The organism is Nocardiopsis sp. KDC1DS13DA1 (genome assembly GCF_055632325.1).
The window spans coordinates 243,382-257,686 of record NZ_JBVMUY010000004.1 but is presented as its reverse complement, the minus strand read 5'-3'; the positions used below and the strand labels follow the sequence as shown (position 1 = coordinate 257,686).

General features: G+C 71.1%; 9 protein-coding genes. 2 read left to right on the top strand and 7 right to left on the bottom strand.

The features are described from left to right. Positions 1-72: 72 nt before the first annotated feature. The 4 genes from ACTVAJ_RS03000 to ACTVAJ_RS02985 all read right to left on the bottom strand — a co-directional run bounded on the left by ACTVAJ_RS03000 (position 73) and on the right by ACTVAJ_RS02985 (position 3,272). Positions 73-888 (bottom strand): hypothetical protein, encoded by an 816-nt coding sequence (locus ACTVAJ_RS03000; protein ID WP_470386455.1) that lies wholly within the window; start codon positions 886-888, stop codon positions 73-75. A gap of 279 nt (positions 889-1,167) precedes the next feature. After that, the gene (locus ACTVAJ_RS02995; RefSeq protein WP_470386454.1) at positions 1,168-2,118 is read right to left on the bottom strand and encodes a mechanosensitive ion channel family protein; all 951 of its coding nucleotides are present in this window, start codon (positions 2,116-2,118) and stop codon (positions 1,168-1,170) included. A gap of 122 nt (positions 2,119-2,240) precedes the next feature. After that, the gene (locus tag ACTVAJ_RS02990; protein WP_470386453.1) at positions 2,241-2,579 is read right to left on the bottom strand and encodes a hypothetical protein; all 339 of its coding nucleotides are present in this window, start codon (positions 2,577-2,579) and stop codon (positions 2,241-2,243) included. 129 nt (positions 2,580-2,708) lie between these two features. Beyond that, entirely contained in the window at positions 2,709-3,272 is a 564-nt protein-coding gene (locus tag ACTVAJ_RS02985; RefSeq protein ID WP_470386452.1) for an ATP-binding protein, read from the bottom strand. A gap of 232 nt (positions 3,273-3,504) precedes the next feature. Between ACTVAJ_RS02985 and ACTVAJ_RS02980 the strand changes: the two genes are divergently transcribed. Together ACTVAJ_RS02980 and ACTVAJ_RS02975 are read left to right on the top strand one after the other, a co-directional pair. After that, a complete protein-coding gene (locus ACTVAJ_RS02980) occupies positions 3,505-4,365 on the top strand; it encodes a DUF5753 domain-containing protein (protein WP_470386451.1) in 861 nt (286 codons plus the stop codon). Continuing rightward, entirely contained in the window at positions 4,359-4,601 is a 243-nt protein-coding gene (locus tag ACTVAJ_RS02975; protein WP_470386598.1) for a DUF397 domain-containing protein, read from the top strand. Before ACTVAJ_RS02980 ends, ACTVAJ_RS02975 begins: the two co-directional genes overlap by 7 nt. A 60-nt stretch (positions 4,602-4,661) precedes the next feature. On the opposite strand, the gene ACTVAJ_RS02970 is transcribed toward ACTVAJ_RS02975, so the two are convergent. The 3 genes from ACTVAJ_RS02970 to ACTVAJ_RS02960 form a co-directional block, all read right to left on the bottom strand. Further along, positions 4,662-5,195: a hypothetical protein gene (locus ACTVAJ_RS02970; RefSeq protein WP_470386450.1), complete on the bottom strand. Its 534-nt coding sequence runs from the start codon at positions 5,193-5,195 to the stop codon at positions 4,662-4,664. Positions 5,196-5,317: 122 nt separating this feature from the next. Further along, entirely contained in the window at positions 5,318-7,696 is a 2,379-nt protein-coding gene (locus tag ACTVAJ_RS02965) for a UvrD-helicase domain-containing protein (RefSeq protein WP_470386449.1), read from the bottom strand. Continuing rightward, on the bottom strand, positions 7,693-14,301 hold the full coding sequence (locus ACTVAJ_RS02960; RefSeq protein ID WP_470386448.1) for a DEAD/DEAH box helicase: 6,609 nt from the start codon (positions 14,299-14,301) through the stop codon (positions 7,693-7,695). The genes ACTVAJ_RS02965 and ACTVAJ_RS02960 overlap by 4 nt, the downstream gene beginning before the upstream one ends. Between the last annotated feature and the right edge of the window lie 4 nt (positions 14,302-14,305).

Genomic DNA, 14,305 nt, shown 5'->3' with positions numbered 1-14,305 from the left:
TCGGTGCTCGGCCCCAAAGGTCTACCACGCGACACCTGTGTGGGGACGCGGTTCGGGCGAGCCCAACGGGTGCTAGGACGCGGGGCCGCCCCGGTCCGGAACCGGCCTCAGGACTTCCTGCCCCCACAGCCAGCCGGGTTCCAGGTTGACCCCGAGCGTCCCACCCAGGGTGTCCAGTACCAGCGGGCGGAGAGCGCACTGGGCGACCCTGGGGTGCCCGCCGGTATCGGGGCAGATGAGCACCGCGAGGACGCGTGAGCCCAGGGCCAGGGATCGCGGATCGGCGTCGAAGAGCCATCGGAAACACGCGCAGAGGGATCCGAGGGCGACCACGGCCAGTTCCGTCCGCGCCCGGTCCCAGGAAGGAACATCCCAGCCCTGGAACAACGCGTCCCGGGCGGCCTGCGGCACCCGGTCGAGTTGGTCGGCGCCCAGGTCGAGCGCCCTCGCGATCTCCACGAGCAGGTCGCACCAGAAGTGGCCGACGATCGCCTTTCCGACATCGGCGAACGCGGGATCGGTCGCGGCGCGCCGCGAGGCGTACCGGCGCAGGTCCCGGTCGAAGACCTCGCCGTGGAGTCCGGCTCCGAGTTCACCGATCCGCTTCCGTGTCGCCGCCTCGTCCGCGAGCCAGGCGACCAGGGCGGCGAGGACCACGGTTCCCCCGGCCCGCTGGAGGTACAGGGCGGGCGCCCTGCGACCGTTGTCCCTGTGCCGCCTCCTCCGCTCCCACCACAACCGTTCGGCGGCCTCACCCAGATCCCTGATCGTCTCCGGGTCTCCCCCCGCACGCGCGAGATGGCCGGGCCATCCGTGTCGGCTTCCTCCGCAGGCGGTGCAGACACACCTGGGCCTGGTCGCCAGTTCACACCGTTCACTGTGACGCACGAAACCTCCGCGGGGGTGGCGGTGAATCGAACACACCGCCACCCACAGTGACCCCACGGAGGTGGAACCCGGTACCCCGGATGCGGTCAGTCTGCGGTGTCCGGTCGGAGAGGGTTCCCTGACCGCGAGGGGACGTGTGGGGAGGTGTCGGCCTTGCGCGATGACGTCCAGGACGAGCCCGGTGGCCGGGCTCGGGCGGGAACACGGCGATGGCCGCGCACGCCTGTCCGTCGTGCGCGGCCATCGCGTCGCGGCCCCTCGCCGTGGCGAGCGGACCCGTCAGGCGGTGGAACCGTCGTCGGTGCGCATCCAGACGGTGCGCTGGGGGAACGGAATCTCGATTCCCGCGGCGTCCAGGGACGCCTTCACGCGGCGGCGCAGTTCACGGGTCACGGCCCACTGCTCAAGCGGAACGGTCTTGACGACGAAGCGCACGACGACGCCGTCCGCGTCCAGCGACTGCACACCCCAGATCGACGGGTCCTCCAGGAGGACGCCCTCGAACTGCGGGTCCTTGCGCATGCTGCGGCCGGTCTCCTCCAAGGCCTCGTAGACCTTCTCCAGGTTGGACTCGTAGGACACGGAGACGTCGAGGACGGCGCGGGCCCAGTCCTGGCTGTCGTTGCGCACCCGCTGGATCTCACCGTTGCGGATGTGCCACAGGCCGCCGTTGATGTCGCGGACCTGGGTGAGCCGCAGACCCACGCTCTCGACCGTGCCGACCGCCTCGCCGAGGTCGACGACGTCACCGACGCCGTACTGGTCCTCGATCATGATGAGCATGCCGGCCAGGTAGTCGGCCACCAGGCTCTGGGCGCCGAAGCCGATCGCCAGGCCGACCACGCCCGCGCTGGCCAGCAGGGGGCCGAGGGCGATGCCGACCTGGTCGAGGACCATCGCCAGGGCCGTTCCCACGACGACGATGGTCGTGAAGCTGCTGAGCACCGAACCGATGGTGCGGGCCCGCTGCTGGCGCCTCTCGCTGGCCCGGGACGCGTCGCGCTGGAGGACCGCGGGTCCCCGGGCGGAGCGGTTGGGCGCGTTCTCCCCTTCGGAGGGCTGCAGGAGGCGTTCCACGGCGCGGGAGATCGCGCGCCTGGCCACCGCCCGGACGATCAGCGCGCCGATGATGATGAGGAGGATCCGCAGGGGGACGCCGACCAGCAGATCGAGGTTGTCCTGAAACCATCCGGGGACGGCGGCCGCCTGCTCGACGGCTTCACTGTTCACTTTGATGCTCCACTGGGTTGGACGGACATAGGCGACGATCGACGTAGAACGTACTTGTGGTTCTCCGCACAGGTCAAAGCCGGTGAAGCGCAGCTCTGTGTCGTCACCGGGATCGCAGCCGTTCAGAGGCGGACCGGGGCTCGTTCGAGGAGACGTGCGAGGGATTCGGGCTCGGGAGCCTCAACAAGGCCGCTGGGGCCCGCGATCCAGTAGGAGAGCGTGGACTCCCCGAACCAGATGAGCAGGTGCGGGTGGCGGGCCTGGAGGGAGGCCGCACGCAGGTGTTCGCGGGCGAACTCCGCGCGGTGGCCACCGAGGCGCGGCAGCCGTGCCGCGCGACCGCGACGGCAGGAGGGGTGCGCGCAGGACAGGCAGAGCGGGCCGGGGACCGCGCCGGATCGGGCGGAGGAGTCGGGGAAAACGTCGACGGGTGGGCGGGGTGCGGGGATAGGATGCGTCATCGATCCTGCTTTCTCACTTTGGTCAGTTGGAAACAGGGATTGGTGGGCCCGGAAGAGCGCGGCATCGCTCTCCCGGGCCTCTGTCGGTTCTGTCGTGATGACTGGCGGCCGAGGAGCCGGGGTGTCCTGCTACCGCGGGTCGTTCCAGTGGCTTCCGGCGAGGTCGTAGGCGAGGAAGAACCACACCTGCCGGTGTCCGGTGAAGCCGTTGTCACCCCAGTCGGTGGCCAGGGCGTCGACCAGGGCCAGGCCGCGCCCGGATTCGGCGTCGGGGTCGAGCCCTGCGGAGTCGGCGACCAGGTGGTGGCTGCCCGCCTTGTCCCGGGTGTGGGCTCGCCTGGCTCCCTCGTCGCGACAGGTGAGGTGGAGGCCGTCGCGGCGGCGCACGCACCGCAGCGTGTAGAACCCGAACCGCTCCCCCGACCTGGAGTGGCACAGCGCGTTGTTGGCGAGCTCGGACCCGAGCAGAGTGAACACGAAGCGGTAGTCCTCGTCCCGCCCGGCGGCGCAGGCGTTGAGGAACGCACGGACCAGCGGCATGTACTGGGGCGAGGAGCCGAAGTCGTAGCGGCGGGTGCGGTAGTGGGGGCGGCCGGACCGGTGGTTGAAGTAGTGGCGGCAGCGGGGCGGGACGAGCTCGCTGAGGGAGACGGTGATCTCCGGCAGCACGGGCATGGGGGCGGTTGCGGGCATGACGAACAGACTCCTTGCGTGCGTGGAGCGGACGGGGGTTCGGTGTGCCCGCAGGGGTGAGACCTTCGCGTTTCCCGGGCAGCGGGAAGGGGCACGGCGTAGCCTGACCAGCACCAACATCGTTGACGCTCAGTGAGATGCCGATCACTGGCCACGCATCCATCATGTGACAGAGATTCTCCAAGGTCAAGCTTTCTAGAGAATCTCCATAACGCCTTGGTAGGTTTGCCCTATGAAGCGCTCCTTCAGCCCCACCATCAGGCGTCGACGCCTCGCCCGCATCCTGCGCGACCTCAGGGAGGCATCCGGAGACACGCTTGACATCGCTGCGAAGAAGTCAGGCGTCCCACGCGCAACCCTCGGCAAGATGGAAACCGCTGGCCTCAAACGCATCCGCCCTGCACATCTCGATGCGCTCGCCAAGCTCTATGCAGTGGACAAGGACGCGTGGGAGAGCATGCACCAGCTCGCCAAGGACGCATCCGAACCGGGCTGGTGGTCCAAGTACAAGGACGTCTTCAACTCCAGCGGGCTCCCGTCCTTCGAGGTCGAAGCCTCCTTCATCCGCACCTACGAGGCCCAGGTCATCCCCGGCCTATTGCAGATCCCTGACTACACTCGCGCGGTGTTCATGGGAGCGAACGCCTACTCAGAAGAGCGCATCCAGCGCCACATCCAAGCACGCATGGAGCGGCAGGAGATCCTGGAGCGGCTACACCCTCCCGAGTACGCGGCGATTATCGACGAGGCCGCGCTCCGCCGCCATGCGGGCGGGATCGAAACCATGCGGACACAGCTTGAGCACCTCATACACATGGCGACCAGGGCCAACATCGCCATTCAGATTCTGCCGTTCTCCGCAGGCATGCACGCTGCCAACCTCGGAAGCTTTCAGATCATGGAGTTTCCCGAGCCCAGCGATCCCACTATCGGGTACGCCGAGACTCCCACCTCGACCCTGTTCGTGGAGGGCACCGACGAGATACGCCGCTACGATGCCATGTGGCGTGAGGCCAGCAGCGCGGCGCTCACTGTGGCCCAGTCCGTAGACTTTATTCGCGATGTGGTCGCATCACTAGAAGGTGGATCGTGACAGAGCTAGTGTTCCGGAAGAGCAGCTACAGCGGCGCAGGAGAGAACTGTGTAGAAGTCGCGCACATCCCCACGGGCTTCCGGAAGAGCAGCTACAGCGGGCAGGCCCCGAACTGCGTCGAGGTCGCCGACCTGCCCTGCGGTGCGGCCGTCCGGGACTCGAAGAACCCCGCCAAGGGCCACATCCCGTTCCCCGCCCGCGAGTGGGACGCCTTCCTCACCGCTGCCCGCCGCTGACCTCCGCTGACAAACACCAACGGCCCCGGCTTCCCTTCCGAAACCGGGGCCGCCGCACGTCTACCCCGACGCGACCGGGCGGATCCTCTCCAGGTACTCCGGCACCGACTCCCCCGGATCCTCCGCGACCCGGTCCAGCTCACCGGTCAACAGGTCCGCATCCGCCTGCCCCAGCCTCAGCAGAGGCCGACGCAGCCGGATCGCCCACGCACCGGCCCGTGTGTCGGGAAACGCCTCCAGCCGAGACAGGAGTGGTACCAACTCCACCCCCGTCCGGTACGGAGCGACCTTCTCCACCCGGAGGTCGCAGCCGCGGGTGAAGTCCCGTCCGGCGATGGTCACCGGCTCCTCGTACTCCCGCACCGGCGAGGTGACCTCCGCCAGACCGATCAGCCTCGTCCGGTCCCGCGTGGGGTTGTGCCAGCATCCCCGGGTCGTGAGCAGGATCAGTTGATCGCCCACGCCCAACCGTTCCACCTCTCGGCGCCGTCGCGCCGGAAAGGCCATCAGCGAGTTCCGCAGCACCCACGCCACGGCCTCGCGCTCGCTGAGGATCAACAGGTACGTGCTGACGGGATCAGGTTCTGTGTTCATGCCCGCACCAGAATCGCACACCGGAACCCCTGAGCGGCCCTCACTGACGACCGCTCCGGCCGGGTGTCCCGTCCTCACGAGGCCACCTGACCGGAGCGGTCGTCACCGCCGTACCCGGACCGCTACAGCAGCGCGCCCGGCGGCTTGAACAGCCCGTCCCCCAGCTCGGGCGACTCGTCCGCCACCCGCTTCGCGCTCGTGGCCGCCAACTCCGCCGCGTTCGGCGGCAGGAACCGGCTCGGCTCGGCGTGCCAGGACACCAGCAGCGAGTCCCGCGCACGCGTGGCCGCCACGAACAGCAGTGACCGCGCCTGCTGAAGCTCCTTGCGGTACCGGGGACCGTCCGTGTCCCTGTACCGCTCCACGTTCGCGTTGGGCACCAGCCCGTCCGCGACACCCGCGATCACCACGTGCTGGTACTCCAGCCCCTTGTACCGGTGCAGGGTGCCCACGTGCACGGACTCCTCGTGCCCCTGCGGCGGCCCCTCCGAACCGAGCGAGGCGGCGCGCACACCGGCCCGCACCAGCTCCCGCTCCACCTCGCCGACCATGTCGCGGGTGGGCACGGCCACGGCGATCGACGTCGCCCTGCCCTCCTCCTGGGCGCGTTCGCGCAGGCCGCCGACCCGCTTCACCAACGCCCCGATCTCGTCCTCCCACGTGGCCGCGCCGTGGAAGTCGGGGCGCGGCCCGCGCAGCACCGACCGGTACCCGCGCAGCGTGTCGGTGCCCTCGTCCAGGTCGTCCCAGGTCTCCTCACCCAGCAGCCCGAGCGCCGAACCCAGGATCTCCCGGGTGGTGCGGTAGCTCAGGGTCAGCCGGGAGGACCGCCCCACGATGTTGATCCCCAGGCTGCCCAGGGACACCTGGTTGCCGTAGATGCGCTGGTGGGTGTCGCCGACGAGGAAGATGTCGTCGTCCTTGCGGTCGACCATCGCGCGCAGCAGCGTCCAGTGGGCGGGGTTGAGGTCCTGGGCCTCGTCGACCACCACGTGCTCGTACCGGAACCGCAGACTGGCGTAGGACTGGTCCATCCGGTGCAGCATCTGGCCGCCGTGCTCGGCCTCGCGTCGGCGGTTCTCCGCGATCTTGTGGGCCCGGTCGGTCTCGGCCTGGGCGGCGGCCTCGGCCACCTGGCGGAAGGTCCACAGGCCCTTCTCCTGGAGGCGCATGGTGAACCGCTCGACCAGCTGCCAGATCTGCGCGCGCTGCGCGCGGCTGACCCGCTGGCCACGTCCGGCCCGGCGGGCGCGGAAGTACTCGGCGCGGGTCCGGGCCCCCTGGCCGAGGATCACCTCGCTCCACTCGGCGTTGAGGAAGTCGGCGTCCCAGTCCTGTTCCCCGAGTTCGAGCAGCATGTCCCGCCACTCGCGGAGCACCTGGGCGTCGCCGACCGTGCGGCGGCGCTGGCGTCCCTGGCCGGACTCGTTGACGATCCGGGAGGCCAGCTGGTCGATGTTGACCACGTCGACCCGGTCCAGGAGCTGGGGTCCGCCCAGTTCGCTCAGGCGGGAGCGCAGGTCGGCGGCGAGGTTCTTGTTGAACGTGGTCAGCAGGACGGGCTTGGTGACGCCGGGGCCGAGCCGGTCGACCAGGTACTTGACCCGGTGCAGGGCGACGATGGTCTTGCCGGTGCCGGGGCCGCCGCTGACCCGGGCCGGGCCCTTGTAGGTGCGGCGGACGAGCCTGCGCTGGGTGGGGTGGAGGAAGACCTTCCACGCGGCGAAGTCGTCCTCCAGGATGACCTGGAGATCGGTGTCGGAGGTGGTGACCCGGGTGGCGGGGCGGGCCAGGGCCGCGGAGTAGTCGGTGGTGTCGACCGGTTCGGCGGCGGCGACGGGTCGGGTGACCTCGTCCATGACCTCGTCGTAGCCTCGGCCGTCCGCGAGGGCGAGCAGGACCTCCTCGGTGTGCCGGGGGGCGTACTCGACCAGGCCGAGGAGCCGGGTCTCGGTGGTGATCGACAGCGCGAGGGAGACCAGACCGTCCGCGACGCCCAGGTCGCGGAGCTGGTCGGCGGTGTAGTCGGCCAGCAGGGGTCGGGGCCGCGGCTCGGCGGACTCGGGCTCCGCTTCGGCCGCCGGTTCCTCGGGCCGGGCCGGGGCGGCCTGGACGGGAGCGGGCTCCTCGGCCGGTTCGGGTCCGGTCGCCTCGGCCGAGGCGACGAGGTCGAAGATCTCCAGGGCACCGGTCACCTGGTTGATCTCGAACCGGAACCGCTCCAGGTGCTCGTAGACCTGCCCTCGGGGGCGCAGGGCCACCAGGATGTAGTCCTGCCCGCCGACGTGGAACAGGATCGCCCGGTAGTCGTCGGTGACCCGTGCGGAGAACAGCCGGTCGTGGCCCTTGAGCGCCTTGAAGCGGAGCCCGGGGGCGTCGGGGTTCTCCCGGAACTTGTACTGGAAGTCGTACAGCGCGCCCTTGACGTTGCGCGGGAGCTTGCGGATCTCCTTGTCCGCCTTGTCGAGCAGCCTCAGTGTGGCCTTGTCCTGCACGCTCATCCCCTCGCACTCGTCTCGTCGTCAGCGGCCAGTATGCGGACCAGTTCGGACACGTCCCACCGGGCGGCCTCGGCCACCTGCCAGCCGTCCTGGGCGTAGGCGGCCTCTCCCCGCTCCTTGTCGGTGGGGTTGCCGTGGATCTCCGCCGACAGCACCACCGCCACCTTGTGGTCGGGCCAGGCGAGTTCGGCGGGCCACAACCCGCCGCCCAGCTCGTAGCCGACCTCGGGGGCGGGCACGCCGCGGTCGGCGAGTTTCCTGGCCAGGCTGTTCAGGCCGGGCTCCTCCGGGTCCATGAGCTCGTTGACCTGGACCCAGGCGGGGTCGATGGTGATCTCCACCGCGGGTTCGCCGGTATCGGTGCCGGCCCCGGACGCCGCGCTCTCGGAGATGGTCTCGACGAGGGTGGCCAGCCCCTCCTCCAGCTCGCTGGACTGGGCGCGGGTGCTGACGAGGGTGTCGCCGAACAGCTCCTCGGTGACGTCGTCGTCCATCGGCTGCCGGGCGATCGTGTCGTCGAGTCCGTCCCCGCCGACCGCCGACAGCACGGACACGTCGAGCCGGTCCAGGGCGCTGAGCGCGAACTGTCCTCCGTCGCCGCCCTCCGCGGCGAGGAACTGCACGAGGTTGCCCCAGTACAGCCACGCCTTCCACCGCTGCCTGTGCGCGTCGAGGTCGGCGGTGAGCGCCTCCGGCCGGTCGTCGAGGACCGTGAAGGCACTCAGAGCGACCTCCTTGTCCTGGCGGGCCATGACCACCAGTGCGCACCCGGCGTCGTCGGTGCCTCGCACCAGAGCGCACCCCTTCCCGGGCAGCGGCCCCGGCATCGGTTCACCGCGCAGCACGGGGACGATGTGCGGGACGACGTCGATCGCTCCGCCGCGCGTGTTCTCCGTCCCGGGCTTGCGCATGATCCCGGAGACGGCCATCTCGACCCGCTTCCTCCACGCCTCTCGGTCAGGGGCGCCGAGATAGCAGAACAGGGCTTCGGCCGGGCTGTTCCACACCACCGACGCCAGTTCCTCGGGGTCGCCGCCGCGCTTGCGGTAGGCCTCCCGCAGCGGTTTGCGCACGTTGAGGCCGTACGGCGGCCAGACCGGGTGTTTGACGTCCTTCTTGTCCAGGTGGTCCAGGTCGTCCCAGGTGAGCTGGAAGACGGTGATGCCGTGGGCACGCAGGCGGGCGCGCTTGTCGGCGTCGTCGGCGATCCGGTTGTGCTCGGGGGAGGCGTGGTAGGTGTAGCCGTCCAGGTACACGGCCACCTGTTCGCCGCTGGTGTCCAGTCGGCGGAAGACCACGTCGGGTCGGGTGAACTTGATGGTGTTCTGGAACAGCACCTGCCAGCCGACGACGTCGCCGTCCGGGCCGACCAGGCGCAGGGTGCCGGTGCGGCGGCCGTCGACCCTGCCGCCGAGTTCGAACGAGCGGCCGGAGCCGGGCACCCTGGCCCATCGCTGGAGCGCGCTGAGGAAGCGCGCCTCCAGTTCGCTCTCGACCTGGTCCCAGAGCGAGATGTCGTCGGTGCGGGCGATGCTGTCGGTCCGCCAGTCCTGGAGGAGGTCGTCGAGCATCTCCTCGGCCAGCGCCCGGTCGGCGTAGGGGAAGCCCCGGTCGTTGACGTGGGCGAGCAGGCAGCGGTGGCAGGCCGCCCGGCCCTCGCTCTCCTTGCAGGGGCACTCGGCGACGACCCGGTGGGCGGCGGTGAGGATCTCGCGGATGCCGTCGGCCCCCGAGCGCGGGTTGAGGTAGCCGCTGCCGCCGGGCAGGGTGTCGTGGATGACCAGGTAGCGGCGCTGGTGGCCGGTCTCCCGGTCGGGCATGGTCGCGATGGTGGCGTCCAGGTGGTCGAGGGACCCGCCGTAGACGCGCGCGAACCCGGCCATGAGCGCGGCCTTGAAGCTGACGATCCGCTCGTCGGTGTGCACGGTGGCCACCGGCAGCAGGATGCGCAGCGCCTCGGTGCGCAGGGTGTGGGCGAGGACGATCCGCTCGTGCTCGACCCCGTCGCCCCGGCGCTGGGGGCACCACGGCCGGTGGTAGCCGGGCCGGGCGTCGTAGGAGCTGCCGAGCAGGTCGCTGACGGCCTCGCGGGGCTCGTCGGCGGTGGCGCCGCCGCAGGCGCGGCACACGTGGAACGGGGTGGGGATGACCTCGTTGCCCGCGAAGGTGGTGGTGGCGGTCCGGTTCATGCGCAGCGCGCCCAGGTTGAACCGCCGGATCACGGCCTCGCGGGTGAACTCCACACCGAACACGCGGCCCGCGTGCCGCCAGGCCCCGGGGGCGATCGCCTCGTCGGGGATGTCCACGGCGGTGACGGTCTCGTAGTAGACGCGCTGGCGTTCGTCGTGCTCGTCGCGGATGAGGGCGTCCTCGCGCCGGTCGCGCGCGTAGACGCGGGTGGGCTCCAGCACCCGGTACAGGCTGCCCCGGTCGGCGATGACGGGGTTGTCGCAGCGCGGGCAGGGCGAGGTGTCCGCCGCCGCGTTGGAGGTGCGCACATACCCGCAGGCGGGGCAGACCCGCCAGTCCCGCCAGGCGGGTCGGTGCATGGAGCCGATGTCGAGGCCGTTGACCTCGTGCCGGTAGCCGCGCACGTAGTAGTAGTTGCCGGGGGCGAAGTCGGTGAGGGCGCGCACGGCGGGGCGCCGGTACTCGCGCACCTCGCTGCGGAACTCGCGGTCGCCCTCAGCGCTGCGCTCGTCCCAGGTGAGGGTGGCCTCCAGTTCGGTGGCGCTGTCGACGAGGGAGTAGTTGGGCAGCAGTCCGAGGTCGATCAGCGCGCCGTGGGCGCTGGTGCGGCCGATCTCGCCGATGCGCTTCTGCACGGCGGAGCGTTCGGCGCGCAGGGCGCGCTTGCGGCGCTTCTGCTCGGGGTCGGAGTCGATGAGGGCGTCGATGGAGGCGCTGACGGTCTCGACGCGTTCGCGCAGGTCGCGGAGGCGTTCGGCCCAGACCTCCTCGATCCGGGCGACGGCCTCCTTCAACCCGACGGCGGCGTAGTGGCGCAGCTGGTTGGCGGCGTCGTCGTCCACGCCCCGCCCGGCCCCGTCGAACAGGTCGAGGAAACCGGCGACGAACCGGTCGCCGTGGGCGAGGGCGCTCTCGGTGAAACCGCGCAGCCAGCCCACGTCGCCGAAGAGGTCGGCGGCGCGGCCGGGCAGGGCGGGCACCCCGGGGAGTTCGCCGCGGGCGGCGAGGTCGAGCAGGTGGGCGGCGTACTGGCGGCGCAGGATCTCGACGGCGGAGGGAAAGCTGCCGGGCGGGGCGATCTGCCCCGCGATCATGTCGAGGGGCTCCTCCAGGTAGTAGCGTTCGCGGGCGCGCCGACCGACGAGGGTGAGCAGGAAGGCGTTGCCGGAGCGGCGTCCGGCGCGACCGGCGCGCTGGACGTAGTTGGCCGGTCCGGTCGGCAGCGAGCCGAGGATGACGGCGGACAGCGCGCCGATGTCGATGCCGAGTTCGAGGGTGGGCGTGGCGGACAGGACGTTGGGGTCGGTGTAGCGGGTGCCGCGCTTGAACGACTCCTCGACCCGTTCGCGCTGGGCGCGGGTGAGCTGGCCGGTGTGCTCGGCGGTGGTGACCCGGAAGGGCTCGGCCTCCCGGTAGAGGCGGCGGTAGTAGTCGTCGACGAAGCGGCGGTCCTCGTCGATGGTGAGGCGGCCGGTGCAGCGGTAGCGCGGGCAGGCGACGGCCTCCCAGTCGGCGGTCTCGTCGGGGTGGACGGTCTGGCGCCAGTTGCACACGTGGCAGCGCAGGCCGCCGCTGATGACCGCGTTCTCGTCGGCCAGGGCGCGAACCTGGACGTGGCCGGGGGTGAGCCCGTAGACGCGGGTGGAGCCGTCGTCGGCGGTGGTGCGGGTGACGACGCCCTCATCGTGGAGGAGGTCGAGGAGCCGGCCGAGGTAGCCGGTGGCCATGTCCGGCTTGACCTGGAGGCAGCGCACGGTCCAGTCCTGGTACCAGTTGCCGCGCCCGGCGATGGAGTCGAACTCGCTGCGTTCCTTGCGCTGGTCGGTGAGGAAGCGCGGGGCCGGGAGCCCGCCGCCGCCCTTGGGCTTGGGGAAGGCGGGCATGCCGTCCGGGCGCTGGCCCCAGATGGTGCGGAAGCGGCGGGTGCCGACGTTCCTGATCCAGGGCTCCAGCCAGTGGTGGCTGATGCCGCCGCGGGTGCGCAGGCGTTCGAGGAGGCCGCGCACGTAGCCGCGGAGGACGGCGGGGGCAGGCCGTCCGCCGAGCTGGGCGCCGCTGTGCTGGAGGACGTCGGCGGCCAGCTCGGCGATGTGATCGGGCCGGTCGAGATGGACCCGGGGGGCGCAGGTGCGGGTGAGTTCGAGGGTGCGGCCCTGGCGGGAGCGCAGGCCGAACTCCAGGACGGCGGTGAAGGCGAGGCGTTCGCCCACCAGGTCCCACTCGCGGGTGCCGCCTGCGGACTCCCCGGCCAGGAGGCGGTCCATGCCGGGCAGGTCGTGCATGTCCGGGGGGACGACGCAGGCCAGGTAGGCGGGGTCGGCGGCGCGTTCGACGGTGTCGGCGATGAGGTCGTTGAGGTCGACCGGGGTGCCGTCGGTTGGGAGTTGGGAGGCGAGGAGGGAGCGGGCGGAGAAGGTGTAGGAGCGGTTGGAGACGAACCCGGCGCGGTGGGCGGCGTCCTGCACCGAGTCGCTGAACATCAGCGTCCTGGGGGTCTCGCCGTCGTGGGCGAGCTGGCCGCCGGTGAAGAGTTCGGTGACGGCGACCGAGGCGAGCGCGGCCAGGCCGGAGCCGAGGAAGCGGGTGCCCTGGTCGGCGTCGCAGGCGGGGCAGCGGTCGCTCTCGGCGTTGCGGAAGGACTCCTTGGTGTGCGCGATGTCGGCGAGGACGAACACGCCGTCGAGGTCTCCGGCCTCGTGCTTGGCGATGTCGTCGGCGTCCACGGGGCGCACGTGCGAGCCGGAGGCGCGCAGGACGAGGGTTCCGGCGGGGTTCTGCGCGGCCTCGGCGCGGGTGGCGCGGATGAGGGGGCGCAGGTACTTCTTGCTGGCGATCGCGCTGCGGTAGATCTTGTCCGGGTCGGTGACCAGGTCGGCCGGGGAGGACTCGGGGGAGATCGCGGCCCAGCCGGAGCGTCCGCAGTGGCGGCAGTAGACGGCGGGCAGGCTGACCCGGCCGATGTTCGTGGTGGTGGTCTCCGCGCCGAGGGCGGGGAGGGTCTCGCCGTGCCAGGCGAAGGAGGGTCGGTCGGCGACGGCCCGGAGGAGGCGGGAGACGGAGCGGACCCACATGTGGGACTCGATGGTGACCAGGGGGCGGGCCTTGTCGCCGTCGGGGCCGTCGGGGTCGCGGGCGACGGAGAGCAGGGCGACGTAGCGGGCGAGGGCCTCGGCGGTGAGTTCGGGGGCGCTGCGCAGAGCGCGGCCCCAGGCGTAGGCGCCCCGGTCGGGGAGTTCGTCGAGGATGGCGGTCATGGGGGCGACCGATCCGTCCAGGATGCCGAGCACGGCCTTGGTGAGGATGTGCTGGCGGAGGAGGCCGCCGAGTTCGCGCGGGGTGAGGTCGTCGCGGCCGGTGAACTCGCGCATGATGCGGCCCATGGCTGCGGGATCGCCGTGCGGGTCGGTGATCCGGCCGACCACGACCGGGTCGGGGACGGGGAGGTCGTATTCGAGCTTGGGGATGAACTCGTCGATGGCCAGGCGGTCCTCACCGACGACCGAGTCGGGGCCGAACTCGGTGGCGAAGACGGTGGCGGCGACCTCGCGGATACGGGCTCCGGGGTCGGTGGGGGTGGTGCTGTTCGCGGCGTCCGGGCCGTCCTGGCCGAGGGTGGCGCTGGTGGCGACCGGGCAGATGTCGCCGAGCGGGCGGCCGGGGCGCGCGTTGCCGGTGGCGGCGGACAGGCGGCGCAGCAGCATGGCCACGTCGGTGCCCTGCGCGCCGTCGTAGGTGTGGAACTCGTCGACGACGACGTAGGTGAGCGCCGCGTCCTTCCACAGGGGCAGGTCCTGCTCGCGCTGGAGGAGCAGGTCGAGCATCTTGTAGTTGGTGATGAGGATGTCGGGGCGCTGGCGGCGGATCTGGCCCCGGGCGGTCATCACCCGGTCGTAGCCGGTCTCGGGGGTGTCGCCGATGTAGAGGCCCACGGTGACCTGGGAGAGGGCGGGGTCGGCGAGGTAGTCGTTGAGCCGCTGGGCCTGGTCGGTGGCCAGGGCGTTCATCGGGTAAAGCAGGACGGCCTTGATGCCGGTGTTGCCGTTGGCGCGTTCGCGACGGCAGTGGTCCAGGAGCGGGATGAGGAAGGACTCGGTCTTGCCGGAGCCGGTGCCCGTGGTGATGAGGGTGGGTTCGGCGGGGCCGTGGAGGGTGGAGAGGCGCTCCCAGGCTTTGGCCTGGTGGAGGAAGGGCGTGAAGGCGGCCGGGCGCCATTCCAGGTGTTCCTGCCACCCGTCGTCGGAAGTACGGAAGGGCGTGCGGACGCGCAGGTAGGGGCCACGGAAGATGCCCTGGACGGGGTCGTTGAAGAAGGCTTCCAGGCCTTCGCGGACGGGTTCGTCAGCGAGCGCGAAGGTGGTGGAGAGGTACTGGGTGATGTTGCGGCGTACCTCGGCGGCGGCGAGCGTGGGCTGCATGGCG

Coding starts and splice junctions, on each gene's coding strand:
- ACTVAJ_RS02960 (WP_470386448.1), bottom strand. CDS start 14,301: ATGCAGCCCACGCTCGCCGCCGCCGAGGTACGCCGCAACATCACCCAG.
- ACTVAJ_RS02985 (WP_470386452.1), bottom strand. CDS start 3,272: ATGCCCGCAACCGCCCCCATGCCCGTGCTGCCGGAGATCACCGTCTCC.
- ACTVAJ_RS02970 (WP_470386450.1), bottom strand. CDS start 5,195: ATGAACACAGAACCTGATCCCGTCAGCACGTACCTGTTGATCCTCAGC.
- ACTVAJ_RS02990 (WP_470386453.1), bottom strand. CDS start 2,579: ATGACGCATCCTATCCCCGCACCCCGCCCACCCGTCGACGTTTTCCCC.
- ACTVAJ_RS02965 (WP_470386449.1), bottom strand. CDS start 7,696: ATGAGCGTGCAGGACAAGGCCACACTGAGGCTGCTCGACAAGGCGGAC.
- ACTVAJ_RS02980 (WP_470386451.1), top strand. CDS start 3,505: ATGAAGCGCTCCTTCAGCCCCACCATCAGGCGTCGACGCCTCGCCCGC.